The organism is Bordetella sp. FB-8 (genome assembly GCF_000382185.1).
Lineage (GTDB): Bacteria > Pseudomonadota > Gammaproteobacteria > Burkholderiales > Burkholderiaceae_B > Bordetella.
In genome coordinates this window covers 2,803,346-2,819,999 of record NZ_KB907784.1, presented here as the reverse complement: position 1 = coordinate 2,819,999, position 16,654 = coordinate 2,803,346, and the positions used below count along the sequence as shown (strand labels likewise).

Below are 16,654 nucleotides of genomic sequence, written 5' to 3'. Positions count from 1 at the left end.
AGCCGACGCTCAGAACCGCTCTTCATCGCGCAGGTAGCGCCACTGTCCCACCGGCAGGTCGCCCAGCGAGACACGGCCAATGCGCACGCGCTTCAATCCCACCACCTTCAACCCCACCATCTCGCACATGCGGCGGATCTGCCGCTTCTTGCCTTCGCGCAGCACAAAGCGCAACTGGTCGGCGTTCTGCCATTGCACCTGAGCGGGCCGCAAGGCCTTGCCGTCCAGCGACAGGCCGTGGTTGAGTAGCGCCAGGCCGCCTTCGCTCAGGCGGCCCTGGACGCGCACCAGATATTCCTTGTCGACGTCGGAGTCTTCACCGATGAGATGGCGCGCAATGCGCCCGTCCTGGGTCAGGACCAGCAACCCCTGCGAGTCGATGTCCAGCCTGCCGGCCACGGCCAGGCCCTGCAGGTGCGAACGCTCGAAACGGCGCGCCACGCGGTCGCCGGCATAGCGCGAGCGCGCCTCGATGAGCGCCACGGCCGGGGTGTAGCCCTTCTCGGCCTGGCCCGAGACATAGCCCACAGGCTTATTGACCAGGATGGTGACGCGCGCCGTCTGGCGCGCCTGGGCGGCACGTTCCAGCGTGATCTGCTGGTCGGGATAAGCCTTGGCGCCGAGCTCGGCGACCACCATGCCGTCGACCTTGACCCAGCCGCGCTCGATGTAGGCGTCCGCTTCGCGGCGCGAGCACAGGCCGCGCTCGGACATCAATTTGGAGATGCGCACTTTTTCCATGGGCGGCATTTTACGGCGGTAGGAGCGGGAACCGAAGGTCCGGCAACACGCTGACCCTGCCTGGGCCATAATACGCAGCCATGACGTACCGCTCCCTGCCTCCCGTCAGCGCCCTGGGCTGGCGTCCCGCGCTGCCCCCGTCCCTGCCCGTTGGCCACAAGACCTGGCTGTTGCGCCCTGGGGCGCTGACCGCGGGCTTGCGCGCCCTGGGCAAGATGGAACTGCGGGTGCTGGCCGAATACGCCTCGGGCGCGCCGGCCGACGAGGCCCACGGCATGCGGCTCGCGCCGGGTACGCCGGTCTGGGTGCGCGAGATCGCCATGGCGATCGACGGCCGCGATGCCGTGGTGGCGCGCAGCCTCACCCCTCTGCCTGCCTCGCACGGCGTCTGGCAGAACATGCGCCGCCTGCGCACGCGGCCGCTGGCCGACATGCTCTATCACGACCGGACCATACGGCGCTCGCCCTTCGCCTGCGCGCGCCTGGCGCATCCGCTGGCGCTGCACAGCACGGTGCTGGGCGTGCACGCCGATTACGCACGCGCGCCGCTGTGGGCGCGCCGCTCGGTGTTCTGGCGCCACGGCCTACCGCTCCTGGTGGCCGAATGTTTCGTGCCGGGGTTCTGGCGCGGCATCTCAGGCTGAATCGACATCCATCCCGCAATTTTGGGGGGGATGGAAAAGCCACGAAGGCAGACGGCCGCCCTGGGCCGCTTCAATCTAAATTCGCGCCCGCAGTCACCGGAAGCACCCGGTCGTCCTTGAGTACCTTCATCGAAAAGCTGGAGTAAATCTCTTTGACGCCCGGCAGCGCCTGCAATACATCGCGCGTGAATTCGCCGAAGGCCTGCAGATCGACCGCCACCACTTCCAGCAGGAAGTCGTACTTGCCCGAGACGTGATGGCAGGAAATGATTTCGGGGATCTCGGTCAGGCGCTGCTCGAAGCGCGTGGACGTGTCCTTGTCGTGGCTGCCCATCATGATATTGACGAATGCTGTTACGCCATAACCCAGCCCTTCGGATGAAAGGATGGCCCGATAGGCTCGCACCAGCCCCGAATCTTCCAGGCGTTTGATTCTGCGCCAGCACGGCGACGGCGTGAGGGACACCCGATCGGCCAGTTCGGCGACCGTCAGCCGGGCGTTGCCTTGAAGCGCCTGCAGCAACGCGCAATCGGTCCGATCCAGAGCAAGCCGAAAGCCCATAGGCATAAACATCCATAAAGAAAACATTTTTTGCTCGAACAATGCTCAAAAATGGCTTGTTGCAGCAAAATTTGGAATAAATTTTCTCACAAAGGAAAAGACAATTCCATAGTCATAAAAAATTACGGAGACCGGAATGTCCAAGCTGAAAGCCAAAGGCTTCGCCACGCGAGCCATCCATCACGGCTACGATCCTTTGAACAACCAGGGTGCCCTGATCCCGCCGATCTACCTGTCAGCAACCTTTGCCTTTCCGACGGTGGAGTATGGAGCCCAGTGCTTTTCGGGCGAAGAAAAAGGGCATTTCTACACTCGCATCTCGAATCCGACGCTGCAGCTGCTGGAAGCGCGCATGGCCTCGCTGGAAGGCGGCGAAGCGGCGGTGGCCTTCTCCTCGGGCATGGGGGCTATTACGTCCACAATCTGGCCGCTGGTGCGGCCCGGCGACGAAATCCTGGCGGACAAGACGCTGTACGGGTGCACCTTCGCCTTTCTGGAGCACGGGGTGGGCCAGTTCGGCGTGCGTGTGCGATACGTCGACATGTCGGATCTTGATGCCGTGGCTGCGGCGCTCACGCCTCAAACCAAGATCGCCTATTTCGAATCGCCCGCCAACCCTTCCATGAGCCTGGTCGATATTGCCGCCATCGCCCAGTTGGCCCGGCGCGTCGGCGCCAAGGTGGTCGTCGACAACACCTATTGCACGCCTTATCTGCAACGCCCCCTGGAACTGGGGGCCGACATCGTGGTGCATTCGGCGACGAAATACCTGAGCGGCCATGGCGACATCACCGCCGGCATCGCCATTTCCAGCCGGGAAATCATCGACCCGATACGCCTGAAGGGCCTCAAGGACATGACCGGCGCCGTCATGTCGCCGCAGGACGCTTTTCTGCTGCTGCGCGGACTCAAGACCTTGGCGATCCGCATGGAACGGCATTGCGACAGCGCCGCCGAGCTGGCGGCGATGCTGGACGAGCATCCCGCGGTGTCCAAGGTGTATTTTCCCGGCTTGCCTTCGTTTGCGCAGCACGAGCTTGCGACGCGGCAAATGCGCCGCTACGGCGGCATGATCGCCTTCGAACTCACGCAAGGCGTGCAAGCCGGCAGGCGCTTCATGAATGCCCTCACGCTGTTCGCGCGAGCCGTGAGCCTCGGAGACTGCGAGTCTCTCGCCCAGCATCCGGCTACCATGACGCACTCCACCTATACGCCGCAAGAACGGGCCGCGCACGGCATCTCGGACGGTCTGGTGCGTCTCTCGGTGGGACTGGAAGATTGCGCCGATCTCATCCAGGACATCGGTCAGGCACTGGAAAGGTGCTCCCTGTAAATCGCCGACCACCGGAAAAATCCGGAGCAACCATCGGGTTGGGAGAAAATGGCCGCATTGCGCGAAACGCACGCTCAATGTGAAACTCGGGTAAAAACCGCAGACCCGCGTACTTCCTTTGCAGAGTTGTCCGGATAGCCCATAAACTCCCGGCCTACCGCTTTTGAAGTATCTCCGAACCGATACGCAGATCCAGTCCCTTCCCTTATGAACGCGCCCGAGCAGTTTCTCTCGAATACGAACGAATCCGGCCTTGCCGACTCCGATCCGCAAGAAACCGCGGAATGGCGCGAAGCCCTGCTCGCGCTGCTGGCCTGCGAAGGCCCCGAACGGGTCAGACAGATGCTCGATCTCTTGCAGCAGCTTTCCCAACAAAGAAACGTTGGCTGGAAGGCGCGCGCGTCCACCCCCTATGTAAACACCATTCCGGTGCAGGAGCAGCCCGCCTTTCCCGGCGACCTGGACATGGAGGAGCGGCTGGGCGCCATCATTCGCTGGAATGCGTTGACGATGGTGGTGCGGGCCAATTCCGCCTACGGTGAACTGGGCGGGCACATTGCCAGCTACGCCAGCGCCGCCGACCTGTTCGAAGTCGGTTTCAACCATTTCTTCCATGCCCGGGATGCGCGGCACGGCGGCGACCTGGTTTTCTTCCAGCCGCACAGTTCTCCGGGCGTCTACGCCCGCGCCTTCCTGGAAGGCCGTTTGAGCGAACACGACCTGCGGCACTACCGGCAAGAGATCACAGCGGCGGCGCAAGGCGCGCGTGGCTTGTCGAGCTACCCGCATCCGTACCTGATGCCGGACTTCTGGCAATTTCCCACGGGTTCCATGGGCATAGGCCCGATCAGCTCGATCTATCAGGCGCGCTTCATGCGTTACCTCACGCATCGCAATCTACTCGATTGCGGCGGCCGCAAAGTCTGGGGCGTGTTCGGCGACGGCGAGATGGACGAGCCCGAATCGATGAGCGCTCTGACCCTGGCCGCGCGCGAAAAGCTCGACAACCTCATCTGGGTGGTCAACTGCAATCTGCAGCGCCTGGACGGCCCGGTGCGCGGCAACGGACGCATCATCGACGAACTGGAGCTGCTGTTCTCCGGCGCGGGCTGGAACGTCATCAAGCTGGTGTGGGGTTCCGACTGGGACAGCCTCTTCGCCCAGGACGAAGACGGCTCGCTCATCAAGGCCCTGGCCGCGACGGTAGATGGGCAGATGCAGACTTTCGCGGCCAAGGACGGGCGCTTCAACCGCGAACGCTTCTTCGGCCAGAACGAACAGCTCGCGCGGCTGGTGCAGAACATGGGCGACGAGCAGATCGACCGGCTCAAGCGCGGCGGGCACGATCTAGTCAAGATCTATGCCGCCTACGCGGCGGCGGCCAGCCACCGCGGCCAACCCACCGTAATCCTGGCCCACACCAAAAAGGGCTACGGCATGGGCAGCGCCGGCCAGGGTCGCATGACCACGCACTCGCAAAAGAAGTTCGAAGCCTCGGACCTGCTGGGCTTTCGCGATCGCTTCAACCTGCCGCTGAACGACGCGCAGGCCACGGCGCTGGAATTCATCAAGCCCGAGGAGAACGGCCCCGAGGTCACCTACCTGAAAGCCCGCCGCGCGGCGCTCGGCGGCTTCATGCCCCGGCGCGAAACCGCCGCGGCCGTGGTGCAAAAGCCGGCGCTCGAGGCCTACGCGCAATTCGCGGTCCAGGCCGGCGGCAAGCCCATGAGCACCACCATGGCCTTTGTCCGGATGCTGGGCGCCCTGCTCAAGGACCCGGCGCTCGGGCCGCGCATCGTGCCCATCGTCGCCGACGAGGCGCGCACTTTCGGCATGGCCAACCTCTTCAAGCAGGCGGGCATCTATTCCAGCGTGGGCCAGCGCTATTCGCCCGAAGACATCGACTCCATCCTCAGTTACCGCGAGGCCATGGACGGGCAGATCCTGGAAGAAGGCATCAGCGAAGCCGGCGCCATCGCCAGTTGGACCGCCGCCGCGACCAGCTACAGCGTGCATGGCCTGGCCATGCTGCCCTTCTACATCTATTACTCGATGTTCGGCTTCCAGCGCGTGGGCGACCAGATCTGGGCAGCCGCCGACCAGCGCCCGCGCGGCTTCCTGCTCGGTGCCACGTCGGGACGCACGACCCTGGGCGGCGAAGGCCTGCAGCATCAGGACGGCACCAGCCACCTCGTTGCCGCCACGATTCCCAATTGCAAGTCCTATGATCCGGCCTTCGCGGGCGAGATGGCGGTGATCGTGGACGCGGGCATCCGCGAGATGATGGTGGAACAGAAGGACGTGTTCTATTACATCACCCTGATGAACGAGAACTACGCGCAGCCGGACGTGGACGCGTCTTTGCACGAGCAGATCCTGAAAGGCTGCTATCGCCATCTGCGCCTGCCTGCCGGCGCCGCCTCGGCGCAGGTGGTATTGATGGGATCGGGCGCCATCCTCACCGAGGTCGTCAAGGCGGCCGAACAGCTGCATGCGCAAGGCATCAGCGTGGACGTCTACAGCGTCACCAGCTGGAGCGAGCTGGCACGCGACGGCGCGGCGTGCGAGGCGGCCGCGCTCGACGGCAAACCGGGAGACCCCGCTGAGATGCCATTCCTGCGACAGCAGCTCGGTTCGTTCGCGGGGCCGGTGATCGCGGCCAGCGATTACGTGCGGGCGGTGCCTGAAACGGTGCGCGCCTATCTGCCTGCGGGCGCCCGCTATCTGACGCTGGGCACCGATGGCTTCGGCCGCAGCGATACGCGGGCGATGCTGCGCCAGTTCTTCCACGTCGATGCCGACAGCATCGTCAAGGCCGCCCGTCGGATGCTGGACGGACCGGTTTGCGGGCGTTGAGCGTGTCGAGGTTTTTAAGCTGAAAGGGCTTTACGCTCTTTTAAGCCGACGAACCAAGGACCAACGCCAGCTTTGCGGCGCACCCGTCGGCTCGCCCTTTTCGCTCGATGCATAAGCTTCGCTGTCCTGGCTATAACCATGCATCGCGGGCGCCGGCTCACGAGTCCGCGCTCAACCCGATGCGTACTCTCATCCCGAAGTATGAGACATAAGCACTACAGGGGAAGTGGATTCGTAAACTGTGTTCCAAGAGCCTGACGAAAGACGCAGGTCCTCTCCCTGCGCATCGCGCGTTCGTTCGTCAGCCTGACCAATTCTAAAGAACGCTACTGCGTCACGCAGTGCGGAAGCCTGTTCGGCCATTGCCTGCGCGGCAGCCGATGCTTGCTCGACCAATGCCGCATTCTGTTGCGTGGCCGTATCCATCTGCCCTACTGCCGTGTTCACCTGTTCGATTCCAGTCCCCTGCTCATCGGATGCCGACGCAATTTCGCCCATGATTTGGGTCACTTGCCGCACTGACTTAACGATTTCAGACATGGTAGCCCCTGCTTGTTCGACCTGTTCTGAGCCAGCCGCCACGCGCTCAACCGAACTCATAACAAGATCCCTGATTTCTTTGGCGGCGCTGGCGCTACGTTGTGCAAGCGTGCGGACCTCGCCAGCGACGACCGCAAAGCCACGTCCCTGTTCGCCGGCGCGCGCAGCCTCGACCGCAGCATTCAACGCAAGAATATTCGTCTGGAACGCAATGCCTTCGATCACAGTAATGATCTGCGTCACCTTACCCGAGCTCTCCGAAATTGCCTGCATCGACTCCACGACCTGGTTTACGACTGTTCCACCCCGTAAGGCTACGTCGCAGGCATTAGTTACGAGCATGTTGGCCTGCTTTGCGCTTTCGGCGTTATGACGAACCGTCGTCGTCAACTGTTCCATGCTCGCCGCGGTCTCTTCCAACGAAGCGGCCTGTTCTTCGGTCCGTTGCGACAGATCCTGGTTCCCCTGGGCGATTTCCCCAGCCGAAGCCCTTATTGCTTCAGCGGAAACCTGGATTCCAGAAACGATACCTCTGAGTTGCCGCCTCATCGACTCCAAAGAAGCCATCAGGCTGGTTCGATCCTTGGGGGACACTGACACTGACACTGCGAGATTACCCTGCGCTATACGGCTGGCCACGCTTGCCGCTTCGGTCGGTTCACCGCCCAGCGATCGAATAATTCCTCGAGTAATTACCGTGCCCAACACGATCGAAAGAACAACCGTCAAAAAGCCGGCAATGGCCAAAGAAAATTTCGTTGAGGCGGCCATCGTAACCACCTCCTTGGAACGCTGATCGAGCAAAACCTGCTCGGCGTCGGCGATCTTGGAAGACACAGCACGAAAGCGGTCCATGAAAACTTTTTGCGTGCCTTGCTTCACGTAAGCATTCAATACATTTTGCTTCTGCGCATCGGTATTGACGTCGTGTCTCAGCTTAATCAACGTATCGTTGACTTCACCCACCTTTTGTCGCATCTCTTGCAGCGTTGCCAGCCGGTTTTGTTGCGCTGCATTATCGGAAGTGAGCGACCGAATGAGGTCAAACGATTTGGTGAACTGGCTTTGGCCTTCGCGATAAGGCTCCAGAAAATTGTCGTCGCCTGTGATCACATATCCGCGCACGCCCGTCTCCATGTTTACCATGCTGGTCAACATGCTGTCGTTCGCGCGCAGTACGTTATAGCTGTGAATATTCCAGCCGTTGGCCTCGTTCAGCTTAAGAAAATTGAGAATAGAAACTGCGCTTCCAAGCAACGATATCAACACGACGATCCCGAACGCGCCACCGAGCTTCTGACCTATTCTCATCGATTTCATCATGATTTTTTGCGTGAATTTTTACAAAAAGAATCTTAAATATACAGCCCAAAACAGCATTACCTTGGACAAGTAAAAAATAAACTGTATAACTAAGTAAGAACCCTTATTTTTTAAAAATATTAAGATAAGTGCAAGCCCAATGTAGGCGACACCTTGATGGCCGAACCCGCAAAATCGCGTAGACAACCTCAGAGTCCGCGGCTTTAGCTGGCCTTCACTGGACTCTTATTTCGCAGCCTTAGCAGGCGCTTTTTCTTAAGCCAATCAACCGAGGATCAACGCCAGCTTTCCGGCCGCACCGTCACCTGGCCCTTGTCGCTCGAGACATAGGCCTCGCCGTCCTGGATGTTGACGTGGACCTGCATGGTGCGCTCGGCCAGGGCGCCCAGCGCCTGGGCCTGCTCCGAAGGGAAATGAACCACGTGCAGGTTGCGGGCGCGCTCCAGCTTGTTCCTGATGCTGTTCCACCAGATATTGCTGGCATGGTTGTAGCAATAGACCCGCACGTTTTCGGCGCGGCCGCAGGCCTTCAGTATGCGGCGCTCCTCGGGCTGGCCGATCTCGATCCAGTCCGCGATGTCGCCGTGCAATTCCTTGCGCCAGATATCGGGTTCGTCGGTGTCGCTCAGGCCCTTGGTGAAAACCAGGTCTTCCCGAGCGTTCAAGGCGTAGGCCAGTAGCCGCACCATCATGCGTTCGTCGGTCTCGGACGGATGCCGAGCGATAGTCAGCGAGTGGCTGCCGTAATAATGGCGGTCGCCGTCGGCGATGTGTAGTTCGGCTTTGTAGATGATTGCGCGCAGGGCCATAGTGGGCGCAATCATACCTTGGTGCCGGCACGCCGCCCCCTGCGCTGCTGGCTTGCCGCTCCATTACCGACCAGTGTCTGGCTCTTTTTCGTGTCAACGGGCGCTGTGCCTGCGCGGTCTTCACATCAGCAACATGCGATTTGCGATTTGCTTGGATGCCAATCGCTGCGGCGGACCGGCCCGCTATGGCGCAGGGACAACGTTCTGCCCCGGCCCGGAGCCGCCTGACGCATCGAAGTACGGCGCAAAGCCGGTTTGCCCAAGCGGCCTCGGTTTTCCCAGCAGATAGCCTTGGACTTCCGTGCAGCCCGCCCGCCGCACCGCATCGAGCTGATCCAGCGTTTCGACACCCTCCGCCGTGGTCGTCATGCCCAGTTCGGTTGCGAGCGCTGCGATGGAAGCGACAATCGCGGCGCAATCCGGACGGACCGTCATGTCGTGCACGAACGAGCGATCGATCTTGATCTTGTCCAGGGGAACGATGCGCAGATGGCTCAGGCTGGAATAGCCCGTGCCGAAGTCGTCGAGCACGATGCGCACGCCCAGACTCTTGAGGCTCTTGAGCGTTTCCAGCGTCAGGTTGTCGTTGGCCAGCAGCGCGGTCTCGGTGATCTCGAACTCAAGCCTGCCGGGGTTCAGTCCTGATTCGCCCAGAATGCCACGCAAGATCGCAGCCGTATCGCCGTAGACCAATTGCACAGGCGACAGATTGATGGCGACTCGCGCCAACTCGGGAAACCGCATAGCGTCCGCGCAGGCCTGGCGGATGACCCATTCGCCGATTTCGACGATCAGCCGGGTTTCTTCCGCCAGCGGAACAAAGTCCGCCGGTCCGATCAGGCCGTGTACCGGATGATGCCAGCGCAGCAGCGCTTCGACCCCGCATAACTTATGCGACTTCAATTCGTAGACCGGCTGGTACGACAGTTTGAACTGCCGCTGCGGGATAGCCCTGCGCAGATCCGCTTCCATGGCCAGGCGGGTGCGCAGCCTCTGGTCCATCTCGGCGGTGAAGACGCAGCTCACGCCCCGCCCCTGGGCCTTGGCCTGATAGAGCGCGAGGTCGGCCTGTTTGAGCAGCAAGTCGGCATCGACGTCCGGACTCTTGGCGACGGCGATGCCGATGCTGGTCGAAATGGAGATCGTCCGCTCCTGGACGAAATAAGGCTGGCCGACGGCGTCGATGATGCGGGCGGCCAATGCCTGAGCCTGCTCCGGCTGACTGCGATCAAGGCAGAGTATCGCGAACTCGTCCCCGCCAAGACGGGCGACGCACTCCTTGTCCTGCACGCAGCCCAGCAGGCGCTCTGCGACCGAAAGCAGCAGCAGATCCCCGACCGGATGCCCAAGCGTGTCGTTGACGTCCTTGAAGCGGTCCAGGTCGAGAAACAGCAGGGCGACCGGGTCGCGGCCATACCCCGTGCGCGGCAGCGCCTGCGCGATTTGGCCGCGGAAGGCTAGGCGATTCTGCAGGCCCGTCAGATCGTCGTGCAGCGCCCGGTAGCGGATGCGGCTTTCCTGCTCAAGCAAAGCCACATTCTGCCGCTGTGCTTTGCCAACCGCCTCGTTCGCGCGCTCGTTGGCGTCGGCCAATTCGGCCAAAGCCGCCTTGAGCGCGGTAATGTCGGTGCGGATGCCGACGATGCCACCGTCCGCCGTGCGCCGCTCCGTGATGAGCAGCCACCGGCCATCGGGCAGCAGGCGCTCGATAATGCCGCTGCTCTGCCGATGCCAGGTGACGATATCCTTGGTGAACTGGTCGATGCTCCCGGTGGCCTGCGGGTACTGTCCCAGTTCGGCGCCGCCGCGGACGATGTCTTCGAAACGCGCGCCGACGGTCATGAAGCGCGCACTCAAGGCATAGAGGTCGCGATAGCGCTGATTGCAAGTGACCAGCCGGTCGTCTTTGTCCCACATGACGAAGCCGTCGGACATGGCCTCGATCGCGTTGTGCAGGATGACGGCAGCCCGTCTGCGCTCGGCGTCCGCGCGCTCGCGTTGGCGGATGACCAGATACATCGCCGCGGAGAAAGCCGTCATGAGCAGGACGGCGATCGCGCTCGCCAGGATCGTCCTGTCGCGGTCCTTGCGCCAGTCCGCGAGAGCGGTCGCGCTGCTCGTGGACAGAACGACCCGGATATTGCCGTAAAGCGAGGTGCGGACCACATTCAGGTGGGTTGCGCCGTTCTGCGCCTCATGCACGAAGGCCATGCCGTTTTCCAGATTGCCGGGCGGCCCGAAGGCCATGGGTTTGCCGATCCGCATTTCGTCATAGGGCCACGTGGCGACGATCCTGCCGTCGGCGCGCTCCAGAAATATCCGCGTGCCGGGCCGGACGCCGGTCTGCGCCAGCAGGTTCATGAGCGAGGACAGAGGAATCTCGGCAACCGGCACGATACCGTTCCAACCCGGGACGCTGCGCGCGAGATAGAGCGACCAATCGCCGGTAATGGCGTTGCGCAGCGGACCGATAAGGTGCGTGGGCGTGCGTCCGGCCGTCGCCACTTGCGGCGCCAGCGCATGGCGCATGCCGTTCGGCCTGGCAGAGGCAATGATGTTGCCCTGCGGCCCGACCAGCAACAGATCGCGAAATGCCATGGTCTGAAAGTTCAGACCGCGCAGCAACGTGCTGGCGGGCCCGCTCTGGCTGGGCGAAATCCGCGCCACGTCGAACAAGGTGGCAAAGCTGGCCAGGGCTCCGTCGACCTGCAGCAATTGCCGGTCGAGCGCATTGTCGACGGCCACCGCGGAGCTTTCCAGCGACTGCTGCGCGGCATGCCATGCCATCTGTTTTCTCTGCTCGATGAGGTGCGCGGTCCCCGCAACGACGGCCAGCAATATGGCCACCATCCCGACTCCGACCATGAGCTTAAACCGGTTGAGCATTGACACTCGCAGCAGGCGCAGCAGACGCATCAAGGCGCATTGGCCTGGATGGCGTAGATCGGTCTCAAATAGGTATTCCAGGACGAAACACAGTCCTGGCCGCAGCGCTCGAACCAGCGTGGCAGGACGACCTCGGTCAGCAGGCGCCGGCGCCGCTCTTGGTCGGCAGGCGAAGTCGGCACGATGGTCATCGGTCGCTCAGGCTTGCCGGAGCAGGCCGCCGTACCGGCATCGCATGCCAGCCCCCGCTGCGTATCGGCCTGCGCCTGCGACCAGATTTCATTCTCGAGCTGGCTCACGCCACGCCGGATGACTGCGCGCGCGTATGCCGGCAGCGAATGCCAATAGTCTTGGTTGGCGCCGAAGATCGATACCCCCCAGCTTATGGCAAAGGTATGGACGGCGGTGGTCACGTTCGGCAGTCCGATTTCGTAGCCACTGAGCGTTCCGGTAATGGCGCAGTCGGCAATGCCGTCGCGCAAGGCCGCGGTGGTCTGGGAAAAAGGCAGAATCATGGGCAAGGCGCCCAGCGCAGCCATCAATTCAGACTGTCCCACCGAGGAGGTGCGCACCTTGCGCCCAGCAAGGTCATCGAGCCCCTTGAAGGGTTTGGCGCAGAACAGTACCTGCGCCGGGTATGCGTAGACGCCCAGGAGTTCGATGCCGTAGCGATCCCGCAGCAGTTGGCGCATATGTCCGCGAAATGCGTCGACGGACCGGCGCAACGTCGCCACGTCGGGATTGAGTGCGGGCAGGTCGACGGCATTGAGTTCCGGCGCATCATCCCCGACTTCGGACACGATGGCGGTGCCGAACGACACCACGCCCAGCCGCAGCAGCTGCAGCATCTCCTGGCTGCGCAACCCTCCGGCATCGAGCGGCCGGATCGTGGCGCTGATCCTGCCCTTTGACAGCTTGTCTATCCCAGACTGCCAGAAAGGCCGTTCGATCTTCGTATATTGGGTCACCCCGGCAAGCCCGCCGATGATCTGCAGCCTGATCGGCTCGTCGGGACCGGTTTGGGCATGAGCGGCGCAGCTCATGAGGAGGGCGAACGCCGCAAAGGAAATCTTCTTTTCCCGCTTGATAAAACGACGCGAAGTCTTGCAAGGCTGGTCCACGGCTTTGGCAGCGGTATAGGTGGGCGGCATATCGAGTGTGCCGAATAAGCCGACGATTCGGTATAGCGCCAAGACTACCGTCAGCGGGTAGGAATGGCAATGGATCAGCCCCCGCGTCTTGCGCGCGGCGAATCGTACCTCAGGCGTAAACGCCTATCGGGTGGCGCGCCACGAAGTGGTCCTGGCCGACCTGCGTCAAAGGCCGCACCACCGGGTCATCCCCCACCCTGCGCACCGGGCTGGGAATCTCGTCGACCAGCAGCGAGCGCTGGCGATGGCGGCGCGTCGGGTCGGCGATGGGCACGGCGGCCATCAGCTTGCGGGTATAGGGATGCTGCGGATGCTCGAAGATGGCCTGGCGCGGGCCGATTTCGACGATCTGGCCCAGGTACATGACGGCCACCCGGTGGCTGATGCGTTCGACCACAGCCATGTCGTGCGAAATGAACAGGAAGGACACGCCCAGTTCGCGCTGCAGGTCCAGTAACAGATTGACGATCTGCGCCTGGATGGAGACGTCCAGCGCCGACACCGATTCGTCGGCCACGACCACCTTGGGATTGAGAGCCAGGGCCCGCGCAATGCTGATGCGCTGGCGCTGGCCGCCGGAAAACTCGTGCGGGTAGCGATCGGCCATCTCGGGCAGGAGGCCGCATTTGTCCATCAGCCAGCGCACCCGCTCGCGCGCCTGGCGCCCGCGGGCCGCACGGTGGATGAGCAGCGGCTCCATGATCGAGTCGCCCACCGTCATGCGCGGATCGAGCGAGGCGAAGGGATCCTGGAAGATGAACTGGATATGCCGGCGCATGGCCTGCATGGCCGGGCCGCGCAGGGCGCCTATATCCTGGCCATCGAACTCGATGCGGCCGCCCTGGCTCTTGACCAGATGCAGCAGGGAGCGGCCCGTGGTGGTCTTGCCGCAGCCCGACTCGCCCACCAGGGCAAGGGTCTCGCCGGGATACAGATCGAAGCTGACCTTCTCCACGGCGTGCACCCGCTTCTGGACGCGGCCCAGAATGCCACCGGCGACGTCAAAGCGCGTGATGAGGTCGCGCACGCTCAGGATGGGCCCGTGTTCGCGGCGCACCGTATCGACCTTGCCGGCGTCCGGCGTTTCGGGCACCTTGCTGCCGTCCACGCGCAGCAGGGGAAACGGCGCGGGCAGCGTGGTGCCCTGCATCGCGCCCAGGCGCGGCACGGCCGACAGCAGCGCACGGGTATAGCCGTGCGCGGGCCGGGCGAAGACCTCGTCCGTGCCCCCCTCTTCCACCGTCTGGCCTCGGTACATCACCAGCACACGGTCGGCCACCTCGGCCACCACGCCCATGTCATGGGTGATGAAGATCACGCCCATGTCCATCTCTTCCTGCAACTGGCGGATAAGCTGCAGGATCTGCGCCTGGATCGTCACATCCAGCGCGGTGGTGGGTTCGTCAGCGATCAGCAGCTGCGGCTTGCACGACAGGGCCATGGCGATCATGACGCGCTGGCGCATGCCGCCCGACAACTGGTGCGGATAGCGGTCCAGGATGGCGCGCGCTTCGGGAATGCGCACGCGCTCGAGCATGCGCAGAGTCTGGGCGCGGGCGGCACCGGCATCCAGTCCCTGGTGCAGCTGCAGCGCCTCGGCGATCTGCGCCCCGGCCGTGAAACTGGGGTTCAGCGATGTCATGGGTTCCTGGAAGATCATGGCGATGTCGGCGCCGCGCACGCGGGCAAGCACCGATTCGTCGGCACGGGCCAGGTCCAGCACCTGGCCGTTGCGGCGGCGCAGGTGCATGTCGCCCGCTGCGATCGCCCCACCGCCGTATTCGACCAGGCGCATCAGGGAAAGCGAAGTCACCGACTTGCCCGACCCGGATTCCCCCACGATGGCCAGTGTCTCGCCCCGGTCGACGTGAAAGGAAACGTCGCTGACCGCCTCGACCACGCGCGAGGGCGTCGCAAAACGCACCGTCAGGCCGTTCACCTGCGCGACCCGCTTGGCATCCATGTCCATGTTCATTTCTCCTGGCGCGGATCGAGCGCGTCGCGCAGCCCATCGCCCAGCAAGTTAAAGCCCAGCACGGCCAGGAAGATGGCCGCGCCCGGGAAGACCGACATCCACGGAGCCTGATTCATGAAATCCTTGGCCGTGTTCAGCATCGTGCCCCACGAGGGATCGGGCGGCTGCAGACCCAGCCCGAGAAAGGACAGGCTGGCCTCGGCGATGATGGAGGTGGCGATGGTGATGGTGGCCTGAACGATAAGAGGCGGCATGACGTTGGGCAGGATGTGACGCACGATGATGCGCAGATCCGACGCCCCCAGCGCGCGTGCGCCCTGCACATAGTCCTCGCTCTTGACCGCCAGCACCTGCCCACGCGTGAGCCGCGTGAACTTGGGCGCGGCCGATACGCCGATGGCGATCATGGCGTTGACCAGGCTGGGTCCCAGGAAAGCCGCCAGCGCAATGGCCAGGATGAGAAAAGGGATGGCCATGAGCGCCTCGGTGATGCGCGAGATCACGCCGTCGATCCAGCCCTCGAAATACCCCGCCATCAGGCCCAAGGGCACGCCCGCCGCTATGGCGATAAGGACCGAGACCAGGCCGACCATGAGCGAGGCGCGCGCACCGAACAGCATGCGGCTGTATATATCGCGGCCCAGCTCGTCGGTGCCCAGCCAGTACAGAGGCGAGGGTGGCTTGCGAACAGCCAGGAAATTGACCTTGAGCGGATCGTAGTTGGCCAGCACCGAAGCGAGCACGGCCAGGACCACGAACACCAGCACGATGACCGCGCCCAGCATGGCGGAGCGGTTGCGCCGGAACTTGGCCCAGGCCCGGCTGCCGCCGCGCGGCGGCGCGACGGACGCGGCTGCGGAAAAAGCGCTGCTCATGAATGCCTCAGCCGGGGATTGACGACGATGTAGAGCACGTCGGCCAGCAGGTTGAGCGCGATGAAGCCCACCGCCACGCACAGGACCACGCCCTGCACCACGGCGTAGTCGCGGTTGAACACGGCATCGACGATGAGCTTGCCGAAACCCGGAATGGTAAATACCTGTTCGGTCAGCACCGCACCGGCCAGCAGTTCCCCCAGCAGCAGCGTGACCAGCGTGACAATGGGCATGAGCGCGTTGCGCAGCGCGTGGCGCAGCACCACTTTGTAGGCCGGCACGCCCTTGGCGCGCGCCGTGCGTACGTAATCTGCGCTCAGCGCCTCGAGCATGGCAGAGCGGGTATGCCGCATCAAATAGGCCGCGATGGCCAGGGACAGGACGAAGGCCGGCATCAGCAGCGTCTTGAGCGACAGCCAGAAGTTTTCCGAGAGCGGCACATACCCCGAGGCTGGCAGCAATTGCCAATGGACCGACACCACCAGAATGAGGATGATGCCCAGCCAGAAGCTGGGGATCGACATGCCCGACAGCGCCGCCATATTGGCCCCCATCTCCACCGCCGAACCCTTGCGCACGGCGGCGATGATGCCCGAGGGTATGCCCAGGATGAGCGCGAAGATCATGGCCATGACCGACAGTTGCGCGGTGACGGGCAGCTTTTCCTCGATCAGCTTGTTGACGGGCACGTCGGTGCGCAGCGACTTGCCCAGGTCGCCGTGCAGAACCTGCCTGACCCAGGCGGCGTATTGCACCGGCAGCGGATCGTTGAGATGGTATTTCTCGCGCAGGTAGTTCATCACAGCGGGATCGCGGTCTTCACCGGCCATGGCCAGCACCGGATCGCCGGGCAGGATTTTCTGGAGCAGGAAGACCATCATCGACACCAGGATCAATGTCGGGATGGCCACCAGCACGCGTCGCAATATCAGTCGGAGCATGGCGCCTTGTTCAGCAGC

The 16,654-nt window shown here is 63.1% G+C and carries 12 protein-coding genes; 3 read left to right on the top strand and 9 right to left on the bottom strand.

The window, feature by feature from the left end:
• Positions 1-9 precede the first annotated feature (9 nt).
• Positions 10-741 carry a pseudouridine synthase gene (locus H143_RS0113500; protein ID WP_019938780.1) on the bottom strand — a complete coding sequence of 244 codons (732 nt, stop codon included), beginning with the start codon at positions 739-741 and terminating at the stop codon, positions 10-12.
• An 80-nt stretch (positions 742-821) separates the two neighbouring features.
• Between H143_RS0113500 and H143_RS0113495 the strand changes: the two genes are divergently transcribed.
• On the top strand, positions 822-1,385 hold the full coding sequence (locus tag H143_RS0113495) for a chorismate lyase (RefSeq protein WP_019938779.1): 564 nt from the start codon (positions 822-824) through the stop codon (positions 1,383-1,385).
• Between the two features lie 70 nt (positions 1,386-1,455).
• On the opposite strand, the gene H143_RS0113490 is transcribed toward H143_RS0113495, so the two are convergent.
• Positions 1,456-1,989, bottom strand: a complete 534-nt coding sequence (locus tag H143_RS0113490; RefSeq protein WP_231378505.1) for an Lrp/AsnC family transcriptional regulator — start codon at positions 1,987-1,989, stop codon at positions 1,456-1,458.
• Positions 1,990-2,083: 94 nt separating this feature from the next.
• On the opposite strand from H143_RS0113490, the gene H143_RS0113485 reads away from it, so the two are divergent.
• Both H143_RS0113485 and mdeB read left to right on the top strand, forming a co-directional pair.
• On the top strand, positions 2,084-3,280 hold the full coding sequence (locus H143_RS0113485) for a methionine gamma-lyase (RefSeq protein WP_019938777.1): 1,197 nt from the start codon (positions 2,084-2,086) through the stop codon (positions 3,278-3,280).
• Between the two features lie 207 nt (positions 3,281-3,487).
• Positions 3,488-6,136: an alpha-ketoglutarate dehydrogenase gene (mdeB, locus tag H143_RS0113480; RefSeq protein ID WP_019938776.1), complete on the top strand. Its 2,649-nt coding sequence runs from the start codon at positions 3,488-3,490 to the stop codon at positions 6,134-6,136.
• A gap of 189 nt (positions 6,137-6,325) precedes the next feature.
• Here the strand turns inward: mdeB and H143_RS0113475 are convergent, their stop codons facing one another.
• The 7 genes from H143_RS0113475 to H143_RS0113445 form a co-directional block, all read right to left on the bottom strand.
• Positions 6,326-7,996, bottom strand: coding sequence for a methyl-accepting chemotaxis protein (locus H143_RS0113475; RefSeq protein ID WP_081627135.1), 1,671 nt, complete (start codon positions 7,994-7,996; stop codon positions 6,326-6,328).
• Between the two features lie 278 nt (positions 7,997-8,274).
• Entirely contained in the window at positions 8,275-8,808 is a 534-nt protein-coding gene (locus tag H143_RS0113470; RefSeq protein ID WP_026350042.1) for a YaeQ family protein, read from the bottom strand.
• Positions 8,809-8,991: 183 nt separating this feature from the next.
• On the bottom strand, positions 8,992-11,694 hold the full coding sequence (locus H143_RS21640; RefSeq protein ID WP_196801307.1) for an EAL domain-containing protein: 2,703 nt from the start codon (positions 11,692-11,694) through the stop codon (positions 8,992-8,994).
• Between the two features lie 29 nt (positions 11,695-11,723).
• Positions 11,724-12,737 (bottom strand): TRAP transporter substrate-binding protein, encoded by a 1,014-nt coding sequence (locus H143_RS0113460; protein ID WP_231378504.1) that lies wholly within the window; start codon positions 12,735-12,737, stop codon positions 11,724-11,726.
• 217 nt (positions 12,738-12,954) lie between these two features.
• A complete protein-coding gene (locus tag H143_RS0113455) occupies positions 12,955-14,808 on the bottom strand; it encodes a dipeptide ABC transporter ATP-binding protein (RefSeq protein ID WP_026350040.1) in 1,854 nt (617 codons plus the stop codon).
• An 8-nt stretch (positions 14,809-14,816) separates the two neighbouring features.
• A complete protein-coding gene (locus H143_RS0113450) occupies positions 14,817-15,695 on the bottom strand; it encodes an ABC transporter permease (RefSeq protein ID WP_019938770.1) in 879 nt (292 codons plus the stop codon).
• Positions 15,692-16,636 (bottom strand): ABC transporter permease, encoded by a 945-nt coding sequence (locus H143_RS0113445; RefSeq protein WP_019938769.1) that lies wholly within the window; start codon positions 16,634-16,636, stop codon positions 15,692-15,694. The genes H143_RS0113450 and H143_RS0113445 overlap by 4 nt, the downstream gene beginning before the upstream one ends.
• Positions 16,637-16,654: the final 18 nt, after the last annotated feature.

What these genes read in the sequence shown, in the direction of transcription:
- H143_RS0113500 (WP_019938780.1), bottom strand. Translation starts at nt 741, where the DNA reads ATGGAAAAAGTGCGCATCTCCAAATTGATGTCCGAGCGCGGCCTGTGC.
- H143_RS0113475 (WP_081627135.1), bottom strand. Translation starts at nt 7,996, where the DNA reads ATGAAATCGATGAGAATAGGTCAGAAGCTCGGTGGCGCGTTCGGGATC.
- H143_RS0113460 (WP_231378504.1), bottom strand. Translation starts at nt 12,737, where the DNA reads ATGAGCTGCGCCGCTCATGCCCAAACCGGTCCCGACGAGCCGATCAGG.
- H143_RS0113495 (WP_019938779.1), top strand. Translation starts at nt 822, where the DNA reads ATGACGTACCGCTCCCTGCCTCCCGTCAGCGCCCTGGGCTGGCGTCCC.
- mdeB (WP_019938776.1), top strand. Translation starts at nt 3,488, where the DNA reads ATGAACGCGCCCGAGCAGTTTCTCTCGAATACGAACGAATCCGGCCTT.
- H143_RS0113445 (WP_019938769.1), bottom strand. Translation starts at nt 16,636, where the DNA reads ATGCTCCGACTGATATTGCGACGCGTGCTGGTGGCCATCCCGACATTG.
- H143_RS0113470 (WP_026350042.1), bottom strand. Translation starts at nt 8,808, where the DNA reads ATGGCCCTGCGCGCAATCATCTACAAAGCCGAACTACACATCGCCGAC.
- H143_RS21640 (WP_196801307.1), bottom strand. Translation starts at nt 11,694, where the DNA reads ATGCTCAACCGGTTTAAGCTCATGGTCGGAGTCGGGATGGTGGCCATA.
- H143_RS0113455 (WP_026350040.1), bottom strand. Translation starts at nt 14,808, where the DNA reads ATGGATGCCAAGCGGGTCGCGCAGGTGAACGGCCTGACGGTGCGTTTT.
- H143_RS0113450 (WP_019938770.1), bottom strand. Translation starts at nt 15,695, where the DNA reads ATGAGCAGCGCTTTTTCCGCAGCCGCGTCCGTCGCGCCGCCGCGCGGC.
- H143_RS0113485 (WP_019938777.1), top strand. Translation starts at nt 2,084, where the DNA reads ATGTCCAAGCTGAAAGCCAAAGGCTTCGCCACGCGAGCCATCCATCAC.